General features: G+C 43.0%; 21 protein-coding genes and 1 pseudogene. All 22 read left to right on the top strand.

The window, feature by feature from the left end; all coding sequences use genetic code 11:
- Nucleotides 1–32 precede the first annotated feature (32 nt).
- Complete coding sequence (locus C6P39_RS04230; protein WP_104802930.1) at nt 33–926, top strand: DUF5688 family protein; 894 nt, start codon at nt 33–35, stop codon at nt 924–926.
- Between the two features lie 50 nt (nt 927–976).
- On the top strand, nt 977–1921 hold the full coding sequence (locus C6P39_RS04225) for a DUF5688 family protein (protein ID WP_104802929.1): 945 nt from the start codon (nt 977–979) through the stop codon (nt 1919–1921).
- A 20-nt stretch (nt 1922–1941) separates the two neighbouring features.
- Nucleotides 1942–2904, top strand: coding sequence for a DUF5688 family protein (locus C6P39_RS04220; protein WP_104802928.1), 963 nt, complete (start codon nt 1942–1944; stop codon nt 2902–2904).
- 23 nt (nt 2905–2927) lie between these two features.
- A complete protein-coding gene (locus C6P39_RS04215) occupies nt 2928–3833 on the top strand; it encodes a DUF5688 family protein (protein ID WP_104802927.1) in 906 nt (301 codons plus the stop codon).
- Between the two features lie 9 nt (nt 3834–3842).
- A complete protein-coding gene (locus tag C6P39_RS04210) occupies nt 3843–4781 on the top strand; it encodes a DUF5688 family protein (protein WP_104805849.1) in 939 nt (312 codons plus the stop codon).
- A 62-nt stretch (nt 4782–4843) separates the two neighbouring features.
- Complete coding sequence (locus C6P39_RS04205) at nt 4844–5779, top strand: DUF5688 family protein (RefSeq protein ID WP_242986922.1); 936 nt, start codon at nt 4844–4846, stop codon at nt 5777–5779.
- Nucleotides 5776–6672, top strand: coding sequence for a DUF5688 family protein (locus C6P39_RS04200; RefSeq protein ID WP_104802925.1), 897 nt, complete (start codon nt 5776–5778; stop codon nt 6670–6672). Before C6P39_RS04205 ends, C6P39_RS04200 begins: the two co-directional genes overlap by 4 nt.
- A 181-nt stretch (nt 6673–6853) precedes the next feature.
- Entirely contained in the window at nt 6854–8368 is a 1515-nt protein-coding gene (gene dcm / locus C6P39_RS04195; protein WP_104802924.1) for a DNA (cytosine-5-)-methyltransferase, read from the top strand.
- A 509-nt stretch (nt 8369–8877) separates the two neighbouring features.
- A complete protein-coding gene (locus C6P39_RS04190; RefSeq protein WP_104802923.1) occupies nt 8878–9102 on the top strand; it encodes a DUF5049 domain-containing protein in 225 nt (74 codons plus the stop codon).
- A 25-nt stretch (nt 9103–9127) separates the two neighbouring features.
- Nucleotides 9128–10180 carry a hypothetical protein gene (locus tag C6P39_RS04185; protein ID WP_104802922.1) on the top strand — a complete coding sequence of 351 codons (1053 nt, stop codon included), beginning with the start codon at nt 9128–9130 and terminating at the stop codon, nt 10178–10180.
- Nucleotides 10181–10271: 91 nt separating this feature from the next.
- Nucleotides 10272–11096 (top strand): hypothetical protein, encoded by an 825-nt coding sequence (locus C6P39_RS04180; protein WP_104802921.1) that lies wholly within the window; start codon nt 10272–10274, stop codon nt 11094–11096.
- Between the two features lie 23 nt (nt 11097–11119).
- The gene (locus C6P39_RS04175) at nt 11120–12034 is read left to right on the top strand and encodes a hypothetical protein (protein ID WP_104802920.1); all 915 of its coding nucleotides are present in this window, start codon (nt 11120–11122) and stop codon (nt 12032–12034) included.
- Between the two features lie 23 nt (nt 12035–12057).
- On the top strand, nt 12058–12474 hold the full coding sequence (locus C6P39_RS04170) for a pepsin/retropepsin-like aspartic protease family protein (protein ID WP_104802919.1): 417 nt from the start codon (nt 12058–12060) through the stop codon (nt 12472–12474).
- A gap of 31 nt (nt 12475–12505) precedes the next feature.
- On the top strand, nt 12506–12946 hold the full coding sequence (locus tag C6P39_RS04165) for a hypothetical protein (protein WP_242986920.1): 441 nt from the start codon (nt 12506–12508) through the stop codon (nt 12944–12946).
- Nucleotides 12947–13058: 112 nt separating this feature from the next.
- Entirely contained in the window at nt 13059–13382 is a 324-nt protein-coding gene (locus C6P39_RS04160; protein ID WP_006567803.1) for a plasmid mobilization protein, read from the top strand.
- A 2-nt stretch (nt 13383–13384) separates the two neighbouring features.
- Entirely contained in the window at nt 13385–14839 is a 1455-nt protein-coding gene (locus C6P39_RS04155) for a relaxase/mobilization nuclease domain-containing protein (RefSeq protein ID WP_104802918.1), read from the top strand.
- A complete protein-coding gene (locus C6P39_RS04150; RefSeq protein ID WP_104802917.1) occupies nt 14829–15395 on the top strand; it encodes a hypothetical protein in 567 nt (188 codons plus the stop codon). The genes C6P39_RS04155 and C6P39_RS04150 overlap by 11 nt, the downstream gene beginning before the upstream one ends.
- A 29-nt stretch (nt 15396–15424) precedes the next feature.
- A complete protein-coding gene (locus C6P39_RS04145; RefSeq protein WP_104802916.1) occupies nt 15425–15832 on the top strand; it encodes a hypothetical protein in 408 nt (135 codons plus the stop codon).
- 56 nt (nt 15833–15888) lie between these two features.
- Nucleotides 15889–16860 carry a hypothetical protein gene (locus C6P39_RS04140; protein WP_008724737.1) on the top strand — a complete coding sequence of 324 codons (972 nt, stop codon included), beginning with the start codon at nt 15889–15891 and terminating at the stop codon, nt 16858–16860.
- Nucleotides 16853–17302: a hypothetical protein gene (locus tag C6P39_RS04135; RefSeq protein ID WP_104802915.1), complete on the top strand. Its 450-nt coding sequence runs from the start codon at nt 16853–16855 to the stop codon at nt 17300–17302. Before C6P39_RS04140 ends, C6P39_RS04135 begins: the two co-directional genes overlap by 8 nt.
- Before the next feature lie 5 nt (nt 17303–17307).
- A complete protein-coding gene (locus C6P39_RS04130) occupies nt 17308–18513 on the top strand; it encodes a PcfB family protein (RefSeq protein WP_242986918.1) in 1206 nt (401 codons plus the stop codon).
- Nucleotides 18513–19226: pseudogene (locus C6P39_RS04125) on the top strand (type IV secretory system conjugative DNA transfer family protein); the annotation flags it as partial. The gene C6P39_RS04130 and the pseudogene C6P39_RS04125, both read left to right, overlap by 1 nt.
- Between the last annotated feature and the right edge of the window lie 567 nt (nt 19227–19793).

Below are 19793 nucleotides of genomic sequence, written 5' to 3'. Positions count from 1 at the left end.
GAAATGGTAAATAGACTAAGAGGAGAACCAAAATGCGTGAATATGATGAAAACCATGCATATGAGGAAGTCCGGGAGGATTTCATTAAAGAATATAAGGCACAGCTAGAACGCAGAGGAAATGGGGAGAAGTTGGAAATAGTGGCGGAAGGTACTCCTTTTGAATCCTTTACATACAAAGGGAATGGACCTTTATTATGTACCAGTATCTCTATGGAACTGGTGTACAGAAATTGCTATATTTTTGCCATTCGAGAGATTGATGAGGCCGTATCTACTATCTTGGAGATTCAGGATGAGGCAGAATGGATATCCCAGGAGCGGCTGGAACAACTGGAACATGTAATAGTGTTTCCGGTAAATCTATCACATTGCAGGGATAAGCTGGAAGAAAATGATATTGCATATTTTCCCTTCGAAGATATGGCGATCACTTATCAATTCTGCATTGAGGACAATGAGAGGTCGTATCGCAGGGATGTTACAAGGGAATGGCTGAATAAGCAGGGGATAAATGCAAAGGAACTCTTTGAAAAAGTAAGGTATAAAGACCTGGAGCAAATTTGGGGCGAAATTAAGACCGTAGAGCAGGTGGGAAAAAAATCAGAGGATTCACAGCAGGCTGCTTTGTATGGCGTCAATGGCTTTGGTGCTGCCCTTTATCCAAAAGTGATGGAGCAGGTAGTAAAAAAAATGGGCAGTGAAGTGCTGATTGTACCTGAAGAAACCTATACGGCTTATATTCAGACACCGGATATTATGAGTGCTGCAAAACTGCAAGAAGAATTACAGGAGGACAATCGTGTGAAACTGGTGACTGGCGATAGGCACCTTGTACTCTCTGGGAAGATATTTAAGTACGATACCGGCAGGAAAAACCTGGTCCCGGCAATGGAACATACCATTGAAAAGCATAGAGTGAAATGAAAACCGCTTTAAACGGGAGAAGCGCAGACGGCCAGAAGGGAAGGAGATAGATGTATTATTATAGTGAGAACGAAGCATATGACGAATTGCGAGAGGATTTTATTGATGAATTTCAAGACCAGCTACAAGAAAGAGACAGAGGGGAGGAACTGAAGCTGATAGCTGAAGGCACGCCATTTGAAGCCATTATGCTGAAAGGTGGAGGGGAGTTAGTTTGCCCCAGTATTCCGATGGAATTGGTGTATCTTAACTGCTATGTTGCTGAGAACAACGAGTTAGACGAGGCGGTCACGCAGATTCTGGGTATATTTGATGGGGATGAGTGGATACCGCGCGAACAATTAGAGCAGATAGAGCATGTACTTATATATCCTATGAATTTGGCAGAATATGAGGATAAACTGGTGGAGGGAAACATTGCATATATGCCATATCAGGATATGGCGGTCACTTTCCAATTCTGTATTGAAAGAGGGGAGAGATCGTACTGCGGAGATGTTACAAAAGAGCATTTGGAAAAATGGGGAATCGGTGTGGAGGAACTTTTTGAGAAAGTCAGATACAAGGATGCAAATGAAATAGGAGTGGGTATCGTAAATATGTACGATTCACTTACAAACAGATATGAAAATGATAAAACAATCCTTTTTAGACCGGCGGATGGTGTGCCATTGGAACTGAAGCAAGTCTACAATGTCTATGGTGTGAATGGCTTTGGTGCAATCTTCTATCCGAAAGTTATGGAACTGGTGCATGATAAATTAGGGGACGAGATGCTGATTATTCCCAATGATGCCTTTGGTGCTTATGTCCATGCGCAAAGTGTTGGGAATCTGTCAGACTTATATGAGAGCCTGACCAGTGAGAACATAATGAAAGAAGAAACAGGGGAAATACGCCATAAACTATCTGAGCGGGTTTTTAAATACGATCTGGAAAGCAGAAACCTGATTCATGCAGTTCCTCCGAAAATTGAGAAACAAAAATTGAGATAGGTAGGTGGGGTAGTGGATTGATGAACTTAATAAACTATGACCAATTTAAGGTTGCTTATCTACAAAAAATAGCAGAACTTTTAGACCAGCATGGTTATTCCATCAGACCGGTCGTGATAGGGGAAGGGTTATCGCTGGAAAAGGCAACCCTGGATTTAGGCGATAAAATCTGTCATTGCATAGACCTTCAGGAAATTTATTCGGATTATTGCAAAAATGCTAGACCGATGTTTTCTATTGTGAAGGATACATTGGATTGTTTCCGGGAGTTTGGTACAGTACAAAGAGAACAGGTGGAATGCATAGAAAGTGTTTTAGCCTGTGTAACAAACTTTGAGAAAAGCAAAGAAATTCTGCGGGGTAAGGGTATACCATATTTGGCAGTAGGTGACATGGCAGTATATTTCAGGTTTGATTATGAGCTGCCTTTCGGCGGTACAATGGAAAGTATTGTAACAAAAGACCATCTCCTGAAATGGAAGTTTTCAGCCGAAGAATTATTCAATATTGTTAGGCAATGCGAGGCACAGAAAATCGGTGCCTGCGCTTATGACTGGGTGGAAAGCCTTCAACCATATGATTTTGGCCATATACCTGTGATTGCAAGAGCAGAAGATATCTACAATGCGCCATATGAGCTGTATGGATTGAACGGTGCCGGGGCGATACTTTACCCCGAAGTGCTGCGTCAATTTGAAGAGGCTTTTCATGAGCGGGTCATAATCGTACCGTATTCAGAACGAAAAGCGGCCATATTACCGGAAAGTCGGATACAGGATAAGTGGGTACAAAGAAAAATCCGGGAATATACGGAGGATACGGACGCACGATTACTTTTGTCCAGACAGGTTTATTCGTATACAGAGGGGAAGTTTTACAGGTTCAAGGGTGGTATAGAACAATTACAGGTGGTCATTGATCAGAAATTGGAGTCAACTAAGAATCATGAGAAAACGCTGGTCGGTAAAAAGCAAAGCAGATAAAATCTCAAGGAGGATAGACAAAGATGGAATATGAAGAATTCATTCAGTTATTTACCCATGAAGTCAGCTATAATTTAAAAATGCTGGGTGTTCCATGGCGGGCTAAGTATGAGAACACAGGCGGCAGAGAAATAGTTTTGGTGGTAATCCATGGTGGAGGGCATGATTTTCCTCCGATTAAAGTTTACGATTATTACCAGGAGTTTTTGCAGGGGATGCCCTGGGGTGTCGCTGCACGGAAAGCAACACAGGATTTTTTTGATGATGAGATCACAAAATGTGCACTGATGGATATGGGGATTTTTCATGCAGATATGGTAATTCCCACTTTTATGAACACAGAGGAAAATGAGGAACTATTGAAAACCGTTCCATATTCAAGGTTTGAAGATTTAGCAGTTATACTTCAAATTGCATATCAGTCCCTGGGCGGTATCAATCTCAACCTTGTGGTAACAGACGATATCCTACAGGGATGGGGGCTGAGGTATGATGAACTTTATCAAATGGCCCTGGATAATCCGAGGAATGTTGAGTCTGTACAGATGATAGAGTTGTACAAGATGATGGATATTATATCACCCGATGAAACAGTAGAGGATTTACCTCCCTTCTACGTGGTGACGAATACCGGTCAACATTTAGGCGCTGCAGGTATTCTTTACAAAACCAGAATGCATGAACTTGCAGAAACTATGGGGGATGATATCTTATTGGTTCCTATGAGCGTTGACCATTTTTTGGCAATGCCGCTTTTAGACCAAAAGGGCATAGATTATATATCTAATGCATTACACAATAGTAAAGAGGTAATCACTGGAAGTATAAAGCCTCTGTCTGGGAATCTATACCATTATAATTGTGAAACCGCACAGTTTCGTATGTTTACTCCCAGCCAGTTAAAAGAAACGAAAAAACGAGGCAGATAGGTGGATGGTTTGAGAAACGATAGATATTCAGTTATAGAGAAAGAGAAAAGGGGATTTTATGAAACCTTTGTATATGAATTAAACGATAATATACAAAAGCTGGGATTAGGGTGGAAGGTGGTGCTGCCTGACCATATTTCGGATGGCTGTGTGATCAGTTTACAGGGCAGTCCGGAGAAAGGCCCGGAAATATTTCCTTTTGTAGCATATAACCGTCATACACAGTTGGGAGAACCCCTGTGGCTGGTAGTCAGGAATTCACTAGAGTTTTTATTGCGGGATGACCGGATCACCAAAGCCGCATTTAAAGAGATGGGGGTGTTATCGCCAAATCTGGTAGTTCCAACATTGATGAATGCGAAAAGAAATCAAGAGGTATTGGACAATTTCCCACATAAGCTATATGGAGACGGGGACCTTGCCATTGTATTGAGGATTATTTATCATTCAACAGATTGTTTGCTTGAAGATATGCACCTTAATTTAAGAGTGACAAGTGAAATGCTGAATGAGTTTGGAATGGATTTTGATACCCTTTATCAATGGTCGCTTGATAATCCGGAAAATCAAAGGGCTGTTTCCGTGGAACCGTTTGGGACAGAACCGGAAAAGAAGGATATCTACATTATGACAACAGAGAGCTTTTATTGGGGTGCTTCTGCTTTTTTGTACAAAGAAAAAGTACACGAGCTGTCAGATAAACTGGGAGGCGATATGGTACTGTTTCCTACAAGTATCAATCAATGCGTGGCATTATCAAATAAAAACAGGGACGGAAGAAAATTGATTCAGGAAACCCTCTACGACTCTAAACAAAATGGTTTTCAGCAGAGGGAAAAAGATTTATCCGATTATATTTATGTTTATAGCCGGAAAACAGATGAGATCCGTAAAACAAGTCAAAGGATGCGGCAGAAGCCAAAAGTGAATAAAAACCATAGCAGGTGACTTTTCAGAGCGATTCAGAAAAGAACCTGCTTTTTTCATTTAATCATAAAGGAGATAAGAATATGAACCTCAAATTATATAAACAGTTTTCAGATGCTTACCAGCAATGTATTCGTTCCGCTTTTGAGGATTCCACAATTCGTGGGGAAGTTAGAACGGTAGCCAGGGGTCTCCCGACAGAGGGAATCACAATTTTATTTGAGCAGGAGGGACGGTACTGCCCTGTCATTCCGGTAAGGGAAGCTTTTTTGAGAGCGGAGATGTTTGATGCCTGGGAAGAGGAATTGGCAGACCGGGCGATGGAAGTGTTCTCTGATGCGGAAGCGGAAGACCTGCGTATTGCAGTAGGCCAGTTGGAACAGCCGGAATATGTCGCTGTATATGCCGCAAACCATAGAAGTGACCTGGAAGCCCTGAAAAAGAATGATATGCCTTACCAGGTTATGGGGGACATGGTGCTCTACTATATGTTTCACGCACCGCTGGGAGACGGGCGTTATTATCAGGCGGAAGTAACCAATAAACATCTGGCATCCTGGAAAATGAGAAAAAGTGATTTTCATAATTTTGTACTGGAACATTCGCTGGTTTCCATGGAGAGTAAAATCTATCCGTTGTGTGAGAAGATCGAAAACGTTCTGGAAGGTATTTCGTGCTGTCTGAACAATGGAGAGGCAGAGGATAGCCTTGGTTATAGGGTCACGGGACCAGGAGGAGCGGCAAGTGTATTATACTGGGATACCTTACAGGAACTTAGCCGCCTGATGCCGGATAGCTTCTATATCCTGCCATATTCAGAGAGGGAGGCTTATATCCTGCCTGATACTATGGGAGCACTGGCACCGGCATTTTCCATTGAAGATGTCCACAAGAATGGGAACCGTCAGGTTCGACACAGCCTGGCTGGGTATGCCATATCAAGTCATGGTTTCCACTACTCACCATCGGAGAACAAATTGCTGACCATACGCGCATGGTTGAAGGGTGTAAATGAATGACATATGAAGAATATAAACAGGGACTGATCACAGAACTTGGGCGTCACATTGATGAAGAGCATCAGAAATTGATAGTAATAGCAGAAGGTACGGACAATGAGGAAATAGCCCTTGAACTTATGCAGCCGTCTGTGTGTAGCCAGTCACTGTCAATCCAGACCTTATATAGACAGTGGAAAGAAGGAGAATTAACGGCCCAGGCAAGCAGTATCTGCGATTATTTTGAAAAAAAGCGTGCTATTGAAACGATTGAGCAGTTAGAAAATGTTACGATTTGGGCGGCTAATTTTGAAAAGGCAGCCGAAAAGCTGGAAGGGAATGATATACCATATCTGCCTGTTGGGGATATGGCTGTATATTTTCAGTTTTTTGATGAGGTCTATGACGAGGAGGAGCAGTGGCCTCTGTATTATAAAAGACCTGTCTTAAATGATCATTTAAAGCAGTGGGGACTTACGGTGCAGGAATTATTTGATAAAGTCAAATATTTCGATATAAATGAACGCTTTCAGACGGTTTTGGATACGAGCAGAGCTGTTCTGGCTCATACATTAGGGGCATTAAGCGGGGCGCTTCCAGACACAAAAGACTATTACGGGGTGTACAGCGAGAATGGGATTGCAATCATGTTCTATCCCGAGGGTTTGAGTGAAATCTCAAGGCGTTTGGATGATGATCTGTATGTTATGCCGTTATCAAATGATAAAATCCTTGTCTGTCCAATATCAGGACACAGTTTGGAAACTTTGCAGGAAATAGTAAATGAGATGGATAAAAGAGCAGAAGTGTTCCCTGGCCAGGTCTCTAATATGGTTTACCAGTTTGATGCCGGGAGCCTTGCAATCCAACCGGCGGCACAGATAGAGAAAAAAACGAGACATAAGGCAAGATAAGATGAAGGCAAATCTTTGAAAGGGGGTGGTGAAGCCCAATCCAATAAAAATTCAGCAGTCATAGAAATTTAATTTGTACCAGTAGCTCGTAACTTATTCGGAAACTGATTACATTCAAATTTGAAAGGAGGTAAGAGGTAATCCCGGGTAAAATGTGTAGCTACACCCTCTAAGAAGGGAATTGGATTATAAATTAATAAATTTTTGTGAGTTTGACAAATATGCAGTAAAAAGTTATTGCGCCATACATGGGGTTGACGAGAGTGCCAACCTTGGAGATATTACGAAAGTTGATGAGAAAAAGCTACCTTATTTCAACTTTATCTGCGGTGGAAGCCCGTGTCAGGATTTCTCCCTAAGTGGGAAGCTGGCCGGATCCGTCTGGAGGTGCAGAGATTGCGGGCATGAGGTAAACCCGCTGCAGGTACATTGGAGCAAACGGGATTTTTGTGAAAAATGCGGCTCAAAGAATCTGGATAAAACAAGGTCCTCTCTCCTTGTAGAGTGGCTTCGGGTTATCCGGGAAGTAAAGCCGATGTTTGGAATTTATGAGAATGTAAAGAATATTGTTCAGGCAAGGTTTCTAAACAGCACATTCCGTCTATTTGAGCAGGAATTGCAGGAATATGGATACAACACCTATTGGAAGGTGCTGAACGCGAAAAATTATGGGATTCCGCAAAACCGGGAACGGGTATACCTCGTCCTGATTAAAAAGGAATGTGATAATGGAAAATTTGTATTCCCAGAGCCAATGGAAAACGGGAGGCGGCTGATGGATATCCTTGAAGATGAGGTAGATGAGAAATATTATCTGTCAGATGATAAAGTGCAGAAACTGATTACAGACATGAAGGAGCGGAAAGCGCTTCTGTATATGCCTGGGGAAGAGGAACTGAAACAGTGGGAAAATAAACTGTATAAAGTTGGACAGGTTCAGGGGTATCTTGGCGATCCCCAGACTGGCAGGGTATACTCTGCAATCGGTTCCAGCCCTACTTTGCTGGCAAGCGGTGCCGGAAGAAGTAAAATAACCGTGGTCGGAAGTATTGGAAATTCCCAACAGAGTGTTATACTATCAGGGATGGGAACTGCCAATACCCAGCTTGCGAGCCACGACCAGACAAAGATTCTGGAAGTGGGGGCAATCCGTGGAAGGTATAATGAAGAGGGAAGAGTCGAACAGCACCTGGAACTAAAGGATAAACCTTGGTGCAGCTATGCGATTACCTCCGTACAGAAGGATAACATCATTCTGGTGCGGCAGGACACCGTAAAAGGCTACGAGGAATGTATGGCAGAGGGAGTTGTAAATATCGCCTATCCGAATGCTGCCGGAAAACGGGGCCGGGTACAGGGACATGGGACCATCTGCCCGACAATCACTGCGCAGGGAAATTCCCTGTGCAGACTGGAATCAATCCTTCGTATCAGGCGGCTTACACCATTAGAGTGCTTCCGGCTGATGGGTTTTGATGATGAAGATTACCAGAAGGTCCTGGAAGCGGGCATCAGTAACAGCCAGGCATATAAGCAGGCAGGAAACTCGATTGTAGTGAATGTCTTAACCAGTATTTTTGAAGCGTTATATACGGCTATGCCTTACCTGTTTGAAGATGTAAAGATAGGAAGCTTTTTTTCTGGCATAGGTGCCTTCGAGAAAGCACTGGAACGATTTTATGGGAACCATCAGTGACAGAGATATAAAATCTTAATATAAAGAACATCAATGCAGAATGGATTGGGAAAAACAGAACTATTTTAAACAGCAGGTCAGGGGCTGCTATCAAATGCAGCAACCTGATATCAAAAACAAAAGTGGAATCCTGCTATCAGTTTATATTGACTGATAGCAGATAACCGTGGAATGTGATATCACATAGCCTTTGATGATATCACATTCCATACTGCCTGCTATCAGATATATAAAGCTGATAGCAGGGCAATATGTGATTTGAGGGGAAACTGCTGTCAGTTTCCCCTTTCTGATATCAGATTTCCGCGTAATATCAGCGGAATTGATAGCAAAAAACTGTGAATGATATCAGCTTTTTGAGGCTGATACGGGGGTATTAGGGGATCTCCCCTAACAAGATGGATTTTGTACGGCAAAATCCGTATCTTGCAGAGGACTGGCAAAGCCAGTCCGGACCGGCCCCTTAGATTTAGAAAAGGGAAGGAGCTGAAACTGTAATAGAACCGATTGTGAAAGAGCAGATATTGGTGGTCAGGGATACTGGTGAAACCAATATGTTTGATGTGATTGCAGTTACGAAAATTGCATTAAAAATGGGATTTCTCGAACTGGCGGAATATTTGCAGAACCATAAAAGTGAATATTGCCATTTTATTATATGGGGGAAAACTTCCGAACAAGAACAGCAGAAAAAGGAGGACATTCCCAAACAGGACAGACAGAAAAATAGATAATACAGAATGTAAAGGAGACAGAGTATTGAGGTATGAACCAGAGGAATTTGAACGATTAAAAGATTACGTGGACGAATTCATGAAGAGAGGACCATTGGGAGACATTTTTACCCCATTTTTCTATAAGCCGTATCCTTACAACCAAACCGAAAATGTTCTGGATACGCTCCGGTTTGCGGATGCCAGAAAGCTGCTTATTGATTACTTATATAAGGTCAGCCGTGCAAAAAGCATTGAGGTTACAAGGCAGACAGAAGGCTTGATCGGAGAACTGTGGGAATATGGATATCCTGACAAAAATAGAGAGCCGGACTTTTTGAAAAATCTGGCCTGGGATATCTGTAGAATGACAAAATCTGTTGATTACTGGCAATGGGAAGCGATGCGTTTACCAGGAGAATCGGAGTCGGACGTAGTGAGACGTACCTATCAGGAAATAAAGAATCCGGAGAAGCGGCGTGAGTTCATGCAATTCTGGATTGACTATTTGGAACGTATGAGACCAAAATATGAACTGGAAATACAGGCTGCGGAAGTTTTAACAAGACTGAACAAAGGTTTTACGCACATGGAAACTCCTTTTATGGAGAGAATCACTGTACTCGTAGAAAATAAAAACTTTTTGGATTCTCAAAAGTATCATGATGCCAGTATTTACTATATCCTAAAAAAAGAACAGGATGGGACCATCAGTTACAAAGGGGTTGCTGAATATGAGCAGGAAATGGCAGTCTATTTTTCTGTTTCTGAGGAAGAAGTTACTGAAATTTATATAGGTGATACATCTGTTCATGAGGATCTGTTTAAACCGTTGGAAGAAGGCTATGAAATAGCGGTGGTTACGATGGACGGTCACTTTAATGTCTGGGACGAACTTGACAGGGAGGGCCTCGACACGTTGCCCTATAGAGAAGGGTTCGAGGATTACCTTATTTACTGTAAAGAAAGAAATATCACAGCGGCATCTATTACAGCGTCTATCGGATGGAGTGTGGGAGATTTGATTGGTGAGGCAGAATCACAGATGCAGGATTATAAGAATCATGTGAACCAGACAGACAAAAAAAGAACTAGATAGTGAAAAAACTGGAATGGCAGATAAACCGCCATTTAAAGAGCAGGGTAAGGAAACTCACCATAACGGTTTTTAGAAAAGAGGAGACAAGATATTGAAATATGAACCGGAAAAGTTTGAATCATCAGGGGAACGTGTGGAGAGAGAACTGGGAATGGAGAAGGATTTATCCAGGGATATCTGTAATATGCTGAACGCTGTTGGGGGTGGGGAATGGAATGTAGCGCGCTTACCAGGAGAATCAGAAGCACATGCGGTGGAAAGAATGTGCAGGGAAATAAATAATCCAGAGAAGAAACAGGAATTTATGCAGTTCTGGCTTGACTATCTGAAACGCAAGCAGCCAGAATATGGGCTGGAAATACAGATTGCAAGAGTCCTGACGGAATTAAATAGTCTGCCCCCAAAGATACAAAACCCCCAGATGGATGAACTCAAAGTGCTTTGTGAAAACAAAGAGTTTTTGGATTCGCAAAAGTACCAGGGAGCCATTATCTATCATATTTTAAAAATGGAGGCGCACGGAAAGGACACTTATCAGGGATTGGCAGAATATGGACCTGACAGGGCAGTTAGTTTTTTTCCATCTGCGCATAAGACTGTTGAGTTTAATATTGGGTACGCATATACAGATAAATATCTGTTTGGGATGCTGGAGGAGGGGTATGAAATTGCTGCAATGACAATAAATGGACATTTAGACGCCTGGGAGGAACTGAGCAGGTGGGGCATTGGAGCAATTCCCCATAAGAAGGGGGTAGCGGATTACCTGGAATACTGTAAAGAGAACAACATTTCAGCAGCGGCTATTAAGGCTGCTACTGGGTGGGAGGTATTAGATTTATTTAAGATGGCAGAACTGGAAAAACAGGATTCTGCCTATAAGCCGCACCTGGAGAACAGACACAACAGTCGTTGATAAAGAAATAGGTGAGGTGGAATATGGAAGCAAAACAGACAGAAATTGAGAGATTGATCTATGACAGTAAGGAGTATCTGAAACGAAACCACTTTGGAGAATACACCCTGCTGTATATCTTGAACAAGGACAGGGTGAAGGGCAGCCCATATCAATATGCAGCAGTTGCGAGCACCGATGAAGCTAGGTTATTTTTCAATGTGTACGCTAAGGAAGACCAGCCTGATATTTACCGGATTGGAATGTGCAGTACAGATGATGACCTGTTCTATGACTTGGAATTTGATGATTGTACGATAGCAACCATGACAATGGAAGGCCATTATGAAACATGGGAGGAACTGGCTGACACCCCATTGGAGGAAATTACATATTTAGGGGGACTGGAAACCTATCTGGAATATTGCAGGGAAAATAACATTACAAAGGAATCCATACAAAAAGCTGTTGGCTTGGAGGTGTGCGACATTATGGAGAGACTGGATAAAAATAAGAGTATTCCTTTACAGGGAATGGATGAGGAGTACCAGCAGCTACAGAAGGTTGTAGATACAATCCTAAATGGAACAGATGAGCGTGATTTGAGATTGGCGCAGGACATGCTGAATAGTATATGGTCTATTGATCAAAAGGAACCTATTTTAAAGCGCACGGATTTACAACAGGCTGCCTGCGATATCTGTATTTTAGTCCGGGATTATATGCCAGAGGTTTGGGCGGAAAAGCTGCAGTCTGGAAATACCGAAGCTGACCTAGCAAAAGAGACATACGGCGGGCTGGCAACATTATATGGAAGGAAGACCGAAACGCGGTTTCTGCGAAATGCTGAGATGGGGGAACTTCCGGAGACGGCCCGTAAAAAAATAAGTGAGATTCTGGCGGTATTAAAAAAGTATGAAAACAAGGATAAGAAGCCGCCATCAGGACATAGCCGGTAGGATACCGGGCAAGGAGGCATTATTTGAAACAGTTGAATACGGCCACGGAACTGCTGGCCTATCTCGATGACTTTTCTATACCATTTTCACTGAATGAGGAACATGCCCAGGTTCTGTTGGGTTACATGGAAGGAAGTGCCTACGGGCTGTATGCAGATGAAAAAGGGCAGCTCTATTGGGTGGATTTAGAGGGAGATCAAATAGAAGAAATCACCATGGACGAGGTTACATTCCTTGCCTGTGAATGGAACAATGAATTCATCTTAGATTCCAGACAGAGACTGGAAGAGAAAGCTGGAACCAGTGAAGCGAGGGAAATCATAGACAGGATAAAGCAGCTGAAAAAAGATGAGAGGCTGTTAGACGAGATATTTGAACAGACCTCCTTATGGAAACAGGTAAATCAAAAAGCGACACCGGCGAAGAAAAATTCCCGTTGATAGTATGAATTATGGAAAGAAGGGGATGATTTTGGGACGAATTGAAACATCTGGAAAATTAATGGAATATCTTGATGAGTTTGATATACTTTTTCCTCTTACCCGCGCGGAGGCTGAACAGGTAGTGGGGTATACAACTAAAAGTGGCTATACATTGGAAACAGACGGCCACGGGCAATTGTATAAGGTGGACATGGAAACTGGTGATTCTCTGGAGACTGATATTGACCAGGTGATTGATGCTGCGTGTGAGCAGAACTACAAGATGATATCTGATACCAGGGACTATTTTAAGTTAAGCAGACACTCTGAATGGCAAGTTCTTCATAAAACCCTGGAAGGATTGAAAGCGGACGAGAAAATACTAAATGCCGCTTTCCAGAGGACCTATTATCAAAAGGAGCTGCGTGGAAAGATACAGGAAATCCTGCCTCCCGTGGATATCACGGCTGGGCGGAGATTAGTAAGATGATAAGTAAAGTATCAAGAGGGAAGGAATATAGCTGATTGCTGTGGTTCCTTCCTTTTCTTTTGCTGTTTATTCGATGAAAGGATGTGAGTAGAGACTGAGAAGCGTAAAAAAGATGAACTGCCGGAAGGAAATTCGGCTGTCATGCGAAGAATTGGAGGAGCTGAACAGAAAGGCAAAAGAGAGAGGGCTATCCGATTCGCAGTATTTGAGGATGCTGATAACCAACCGCCCCAGAGATTATCCGGAACTTCTTGAAGCATTGCAGAATCTCACGAATGAGATAAACCATATTGGGATAAACATCAACCAGATTGTCAAAAACAACAACAGCGGCTTATACCATGAATCCGATAAAAAACGTCTGTATGTTTATATGAAGCAGATCAAGGAGGCAGTCATGCAGGTAGTCAGCCATTTGGACATAGCGGGTAATTAAGTATGGCTATCAGTAAAATATTGCATATGGGATGTGCAAAATCGGGATTTCAGGCAAAGCATCTCGCAAATACGATTAATTATATTACGAAGGACAGCAAAACTGAAAATGGGCTGTATGTATCAGGCCATAACTGTCTGCCGGAGACTGCACTGAAACAAATGCTGAACACTAAGCGAAGGTACGATAAGATGGGGGGACGCCAGGGATACCATATCATTATCTCATTTGAAGAGGCAGCAGATACCGTTGATAAAGATGTTGCCATGAAGATTATAGGGAAATTTGTAGAGGAGTACCTTGGAAAAGAGTTTGAGGCAGTCTATGCGCTTCATGATGATACCGATCATATCCACGGCCATATTGCATTTAATAGTGTCCGCTGTATTGGAGAAGGGAAGAAATATGATTACCGAAATGGTGATTGGGACAAAATCATACAGCCGCTTGTCAACAAAATCTGTGAAGAGTACCATATGGCAACACTGGATATGGATAAAGTACGCCAGAACAGAAAGAAAAAAAAGGAACGCATCTGGGATCAGGGTAAAGATGGTAAATTTAGTTGGAATGATATGATCCGCCGTGACATCGACCAGGTGGCGGCCGAGGCGGAAAACTGGGATGAGTTCCTTATTGGAGTAGAAGAACGGGGATATGAGATAAAACAGGGAGCGCATATTCTGTTAAAGCCGCCAGGTATGGATAAGGGGCGCAGGCTGGATACCCTTGGTGGCGATTACACAGAAGAAAAAATATGGGAACGGCTAAGTATCCCCATATCTGCAAGGGAAAAGGAACTGCCGGAGCCAGTATTGGAACTGCCGCCCAGAGTCAAAAAAGTGACTGGTTATATTCCCAGAAGAAAGTCCCTATTGACTGGATACCAGAAGATGTATTTTACAAAGTTATACCGGCTGGGCGTCCTAAAAAAACAGCCTTATTCCGATGCATGGAAATATAAAGAAGATATCCGGAAACTTCATGAGATACAGGAGAAATATAATTTCATTTCGGCTTATCAGATACATACAGACAAGGACTTGGAAAATATCAGGAAAGCATTGGCTGAACAGGCAAAATCGCTTAGGCAGGAGAAAAAGAACCAAAAAGAGAACCGTGAAGCCAATACAGAGATATTTGAACTTTGGGAAAAACTCCAGGAACTGAAGGTTGAGGTTTCTTTATATGAGGAGGGATATGAGGAATTTAAGGAAGAATACCTGCAGGCAGAGCAGCTAAAAACGCAGTTGTTGGATATGGGGTACACATTTGATTCAGCAGAGCAGTTGTACCTGAATTTCCAGGAGAAAAATCGTCGGCTCAATGAGGTTCTTGCGGAGGTAAGGCGACAGCAGAGGATAGGGAAGAAAATTATGCAGGAGCAAAAGGAGAGAATGCAGAGCAGAGACAAGCAGAAAAGCAGGGAAAGAGGAGGAGAAAGTCGTGATCTATGAGCAGGATAAACTGGAAAAACTGGCTTCTGAAATAAAAAAATATCTTTTGGAATGTAAGCTGGGAGACGCATATATTGAGAGTTTCCGTGATTTAGTACCAGCAGGGAAAAAAATACCTGGGATTAGAGCGGTCTTAGACAATCATAGATTGAGGGACCATCTAACCTGCTTTTTGATGTACCGTTCTTCGCTCTTACCTGACCGGGACAGGAAGCAGGGAGTGAACCTGGCAGATAAATTAGATGAGGTCGGAGCTGTCAGGAAAGCAGATAAGAAGGAAGAAATGGCGGAAGTGGCATGGGAACTGAACGATGTGATGAAGGAAACAGACTTTATCCAGTATCTTGATGCGGGATACATGAGAGCCGGGGACAACCAGTCCGATCCGGTAAGACGCCTCTACAGGGATATTGGAGACCGGGAAAAGCGCCAGGACATCATAGACTATTTAGAGACTGTTTTGGAAAAAGGTCACAGTGAAAAGATTATGGCTCTTATTTCTTCTTTAGAGAATATAACGGATAAGGTTCCGGCCCGATCAGGAAAGGTACGGTAGGGGATTGCTTGATATATAGGAGGAATAATTTGAAGTATCAATTTTTCGACAATGATGGGAAAGTGACTGAATCAGAACAAAAAAGTTATACAGACGCACTAAAATTTGCAGAGGAGCGAGGCATTACATGCCTATCCATGCCATATGAGCTATTCATTGCGTCTTTTCGGGAAAAAATCAAATTGCTGGAAAGCCACACCCAGTATAGTAAGATTTCGGAATATGCAGAAAAAATGATTATCTTGAACCAGGGTGCAGGATATCAGACCATAGCTGCGAATGATTTCATGAAAAAAATTATTGTAACACCGATTGACGATATTATGGGATGGCTTGAGGAACATGGAAAAAGCGAGTTTGAACCAGTATCCCAGGTTCAGCAGGAAGGTAAGGCGGAAAAACAGAAAAATAAAGCAAATTCCCCCAAAGTTAGATAAGAAATGAATCGAGAGGCAGCCGATTGGTTTGTCTTTTTTTATTGCAGGAGGCAGATATGACAATAGAAGAGCAGAAATATTTAGAAGAGTGCCGTAAAAAGCTGGGGGCGGACCAGATTGAAGTAATACAGATGGCTTTCCAATACGGGCTGGGCATTAAAGACGTGCGGCGGGTTGCAATCCCAAAGCTTAATGCGGAGCAGATGCGTCAGACCGTTTTTGCAATGCTTGAAGATGTAGACGGGGAACTGGTTGATTTGTGCTGTCAGGGCACATTTGACCAGTACCAGATACCGGAAATTGTTTCTGGTTCCGTCTCTGGGCTTACGAAGGAAGAAATCATGTCCTATGCGACACCGGATCTGCCGGCGAGCCGGATGAAAAAAATGAGGACACAATTGATTGAGGCCAAAAAGAATGCTGGTAATTCCGCAGAAGGCGCAGCGTTTAAGGAGTATACAGAAAACCTGATAAAAATGATGGAGACATCTCTGCAGCAGTTTAAAGAGAATAACGAGAAGTTTGAGGTGCTCTCAACACTGGTGAAAGAACACGTCCTGGACGAGAAAAACCAGGAGATTAAGGACTTATATGAGAACCTAAAAGATAAAGACAGTTTGATCAAAAAACTGCAGGAAGAAGCTGCGGTGCAGGAAACACAGATAAAGAAGCTGGAGGAGGAACTTACAGCGGCAAGAACACGGTCAAATGCCGAAGTGGTTGAGGGAAAGACAGAGAAGGTAACTGCACCTACCGTTCCTCCATCTTATTGGAGACCGCAGCCGCCGCAGACAAAAAAAACTATCCTTGAGAAGCTGTTCCCGCAGAAGACATCGGATATTCTGGATAAAATCGCTGCGGAAGGATTATCGTCAGAACAGCTTGAAGAAGTCAGGTCTGCCTTCGATTCAGGATTGGCCGATGATGAAGTAAAGCGGATTATCAAAAAGGAATTGACTGCTGATAAAATGCGGAAAATGCGTGAGATTATGCTGCTGGTACGGGAAAGGAGACATACAGATGCGTGAGGCTGGTGTGGTGTCATTAAATATCAGAATGGTCCGGGAGTGCTACCAAATGATGGATTTAATGGAAAAGCAGGACTTTGTATTTACCCAGGAGGATAAAAGGATACTTTTAGGTTATGCGTTCCATCAGCAGGACTTAGACTGTGTGCATGATGCGGTCATTCATATCGCTGCGGTCAGGGAAAAGGAAAAATCCCAGGGGAACCTGGAGGCTGGGATTATAGAGCAGTATGCCATCCGGGGCGAGAGCGAACTGCAGGAGAGAATCAAAGAGTATATCATACAGTTAGAAGTGGCAAATATCAATCAGGAAATAGCAAATCAGTTACTTGTGAAAATCCTGCAGGATAAGAATGTGGACTATGAATTGGACCGGATGCTGGAGGAGCTGCGGAAACGCGAAGATGAAAAGAAAAAAGAGAATGAAGCAGTCAGGAGGTGAGTTCTATGGGAGAAATACAGGAAGCTACCCAAATCCTGCGGGTATCATTTGAGGGAATTGAGATATTCATGAAAATTGTCGGAGGCGGGCTTCATACGGCTAAGGATATTGGAAAATTCGTTGGCAGGTTGGTGGAGATGGAACGTTTATCCGGAAGGACAACCGTAAAAGACCTTCTTAAAACAGGAGGCGATTTGCAGGTTTTCCGTTTTGATACGACTGATATTAATAAGGTGAAAAAGCTGGCTGATAAATATAAAATCCGCTATGCACTCCTCCCAGATATCAATAAAGCGGATGGTAAAAGTGAAATCCTTTTTCATTCTGATGCTACACCCAGAGTGAATCAAATCATGGGGGACATTGAGGGGAGCAAGATTGAATCAATCCAGGATTATCTGGATAACGGGGAGGAGAAGGAACTGAAAGAGACTTACGGGATAGACAAGAAGGATATGTCGGACCCAAACAAGCAGAGCGCCCCTAAAGAACAGTCCGTCTCTCCATGGGGATTTAAGGCAGTTGGGACATATCTGGCACAGACACCAGGGGCGGGTGTTGGGGAAATCAGTAATGCCATAGATATGCCATGGGCGGAAGTAGAGCCTGTACTGAAACATATGGAAAGCCTGGGAATCCTGGAGATCAATGACGATGGCAGCATGGCCTTTAAAATGGACAAACAGGAGTTTGCTGCGTATGAGAAACAGGGGAAATGGCAGCATGCGGAGGACATGGAGCCTATTGTGCGGGGGATGGAGCAGCCGCATAAGGCAGAGGCTGCACAGAAGCAGATGTCTGAGATGAATAGCCGCCAGAGGAAGGTACTGCAGCATGCAAAGGAAGCTGTCAGAGACGATCCCAATATCCATCAGATTTTTATTGCCAGGAGCCTTGCGGTGGAAGAGACTGAAAAGAGAATTCTCACACGGATTCCGTTCAAAAAGAATGAGTACCTGTGGATAGATAAAAATTCCATATCCCATATCAGTGAGGAGAAGAGAACAATATTTACTAATCTTCGAAAGGATAAAGAATACAGCGTGGTGAATAATGAGGGGCAGGTAATTGGAAAACGTACCGGGGAAGAGTTATACAACCAGAGCTATGATCCAGTCTTGAAAGAAACCAGAGACATGCTGCACAAGAAAAAAGAAGAAAACCGGAAACTGCAGATGGCAGGCCAACTAAAAAAGCGGGGAGGAAGGTAATGGAAAATAAGAAAAAAACTTCTGTCTGGCTGATTGTACTTGGTGGTGTGCTGGCGGCATATGGCGGGTATCTTCTTAATGGCATCTGGGAACAGGGGATTGATATCAATACCTTTATGGAGCGTCTTAACATGGTTATGGCCCGCCCATTTGGAAATTACTTCAATGATACAACTTTTAAGGGGATATTACTAGCAGAATTCGTATATATGATTGCGATTGCCATGTATCTGACCAGCAGAAAAAACTATATGCCGGGAAAAGAATATGGTACAGCCAAATTTGCAGATATCAAACAGGTGAATCAGGTGTTAGCCGAGAAGGACGAGACAGAGAACCGCATACTAAGCCAAAATGTCCGTATGAGGATGGATTCGCGTAAAACGAAACTGAACTTGAATACTTTGGTCATCGGGGGAAGTGGAGCGGGAAAGAGTTTCTTCTTTTGTAAGCCTAATTTGTTACAGCTTAACCGTTCTTCTTATATAATCACTGACCCGAAAGGGGAAATTTTAAAAGCCTGCGGGGGATTCTTACAGAAACACGGTTATGTTGTCAAAGTCCTGAATCTGCTGAACATGGAAGAGTCTGACTGCTATAATCCATTTATGTATATCCGGAAGGAATCAGATGTCGTAAAATTAATTACAAACCTGATCGCCAATACAACCCCGAAAAACTCCCAGAGCAACGATCCCTTCTGGGAGAGTGCGACTTGTTCGCAGGCGGTAACAAGCCTGCGCATGGGCACGATTTAATTTAATAAATCAGTCTATGAACTGATAGTTCAATAGGTGGAATGAAGGAGTAACGTCCGGAAACGCCTAGCCTTGATGGACATGCGTCGATTGTAAAGGTCGGGGTTTGAAGCTCCATGACAAAGGCTGAGAGTAACCGTAAGAGACTGCCAAATGTCTCACGAAAGCGCCCCAGAGGTGGGGTGTGTTACCTATAAGCCGAGGCTCTATAAAATACCTATGGTTAGTATGTTTGCTTTGGCGGGCAAACTGACGAATCTGTGAATGTACGGTTCTAAAAGAAGACCATATAGAAATGTATGGGTGCGTTAAAGCGCAGCCAGTGTGGTTTAGTAGAAATTTTCCCTACGAACGACCATGATATGTTACAGGCATATCCAAGCTGGCAGGACTATAGCAGAAACCTAAGGGTATAAATGTACAGATAGGACTATCGGAACAAGGAAAGGTATCGAATCCCGGACAGGGATAATCTGACGAAGAACAATAAGCAGATGAATCGGTGCTGAAAGGTTGAGGTCG

Origin of the sequence: Blautia marasmi (assembly GCF_900258535.1) — a bacterium.
Classification (GTDB): domain Bacteria; phylum Bacillota; class Clostridia; order Lachnospirales; family Lachnospiraceae; genus Blautia; species Blautia hominis.
The sequence above is the reverse complement of the archived record's forward strand: the minus strand, read 5'-3'. Positions and strand labels throughout refer to the sequence as shown.

Coding starts and splice junctions, on each gene's coding strand:
- C6P39_RS04175 (WP_104802920.1), top strand. CDS start 11,120: ATGGAAGCAAAACAGACAGAAATTGAGAGATTGATCTATGACAGTAAG.
- C6P39_RS04140 (WP_008724737.1), top strand. CDS start 15,889: ATGACAATAGAAGAGCAGAAATATTTAGAAGAGTGCCGTAAAAAGCTG.
- C6P39_RS04220 (WP_104802928.1), top strand. CDS start 1,942: ATGAACTTAATAAACTATGACCAATTTAAGGTTGCTTATCTACAAAAA.
- C6P39_RS04160 (WP_006567803.1), top strand. CDS start 13,059: ATGAACTGCCGGAAGGAAATTCGGCTGTCATGCGAAGAATTGGAGGAG.
- C6P39_RS04205 (WP_242986922.1), top strand. CDS start 4,844: ATGAACCTCAAATTATATAAACAGTTTTCAGATGCTTACCAGCAATGT.
- C6P39_RS04230 (WP_104802930.1), top strand. CDS start 33: ATGCGTGAATATGATGAAAACCATGCATATGAGGAAGTCCGGGAGGAT.
- C6P39_RS04135 (WP_104802915.1), top strand. CDS start 16,853: ATGCGTGAGGCTGGTGTGGTGTCATTAAATATCAGAATGGTCCGGGAG.
- C6P39_RS04130 (WP_242986918.1), top strand. CDS start 17,308: ATGGGAGAAATACAGGAAGCTACCCAAATCCTGCGGGTATCATTTGAG.
- C6P39_RS04215 (WP_104802927.1), top strand. CDS start 2,928: ATGGAATATGAAGAATTCATTCAGTTATTTACCCATGAAGTCAGCTAT.
- C6P39_RS04200 (WP_104802925.1), top strand. CDS start 5,776: ATGACATATGAAGAATATAAACAGGGACTGATCACAGAACTTGGGCGT.
- C6P39_RS04225 (WP_104802929.1), top strand. CDS start 977: ATGTATTATTATAGTGAGAACGAAGCATATGACGAATTGCGAGAGGAT.
- C6P39_RS04155 (WP_104802918.1), top strand. CDS start 13,385: ATGGCTATCAGTAAAATATTGCATATGGGATGTGCAAAATCGGGATTT.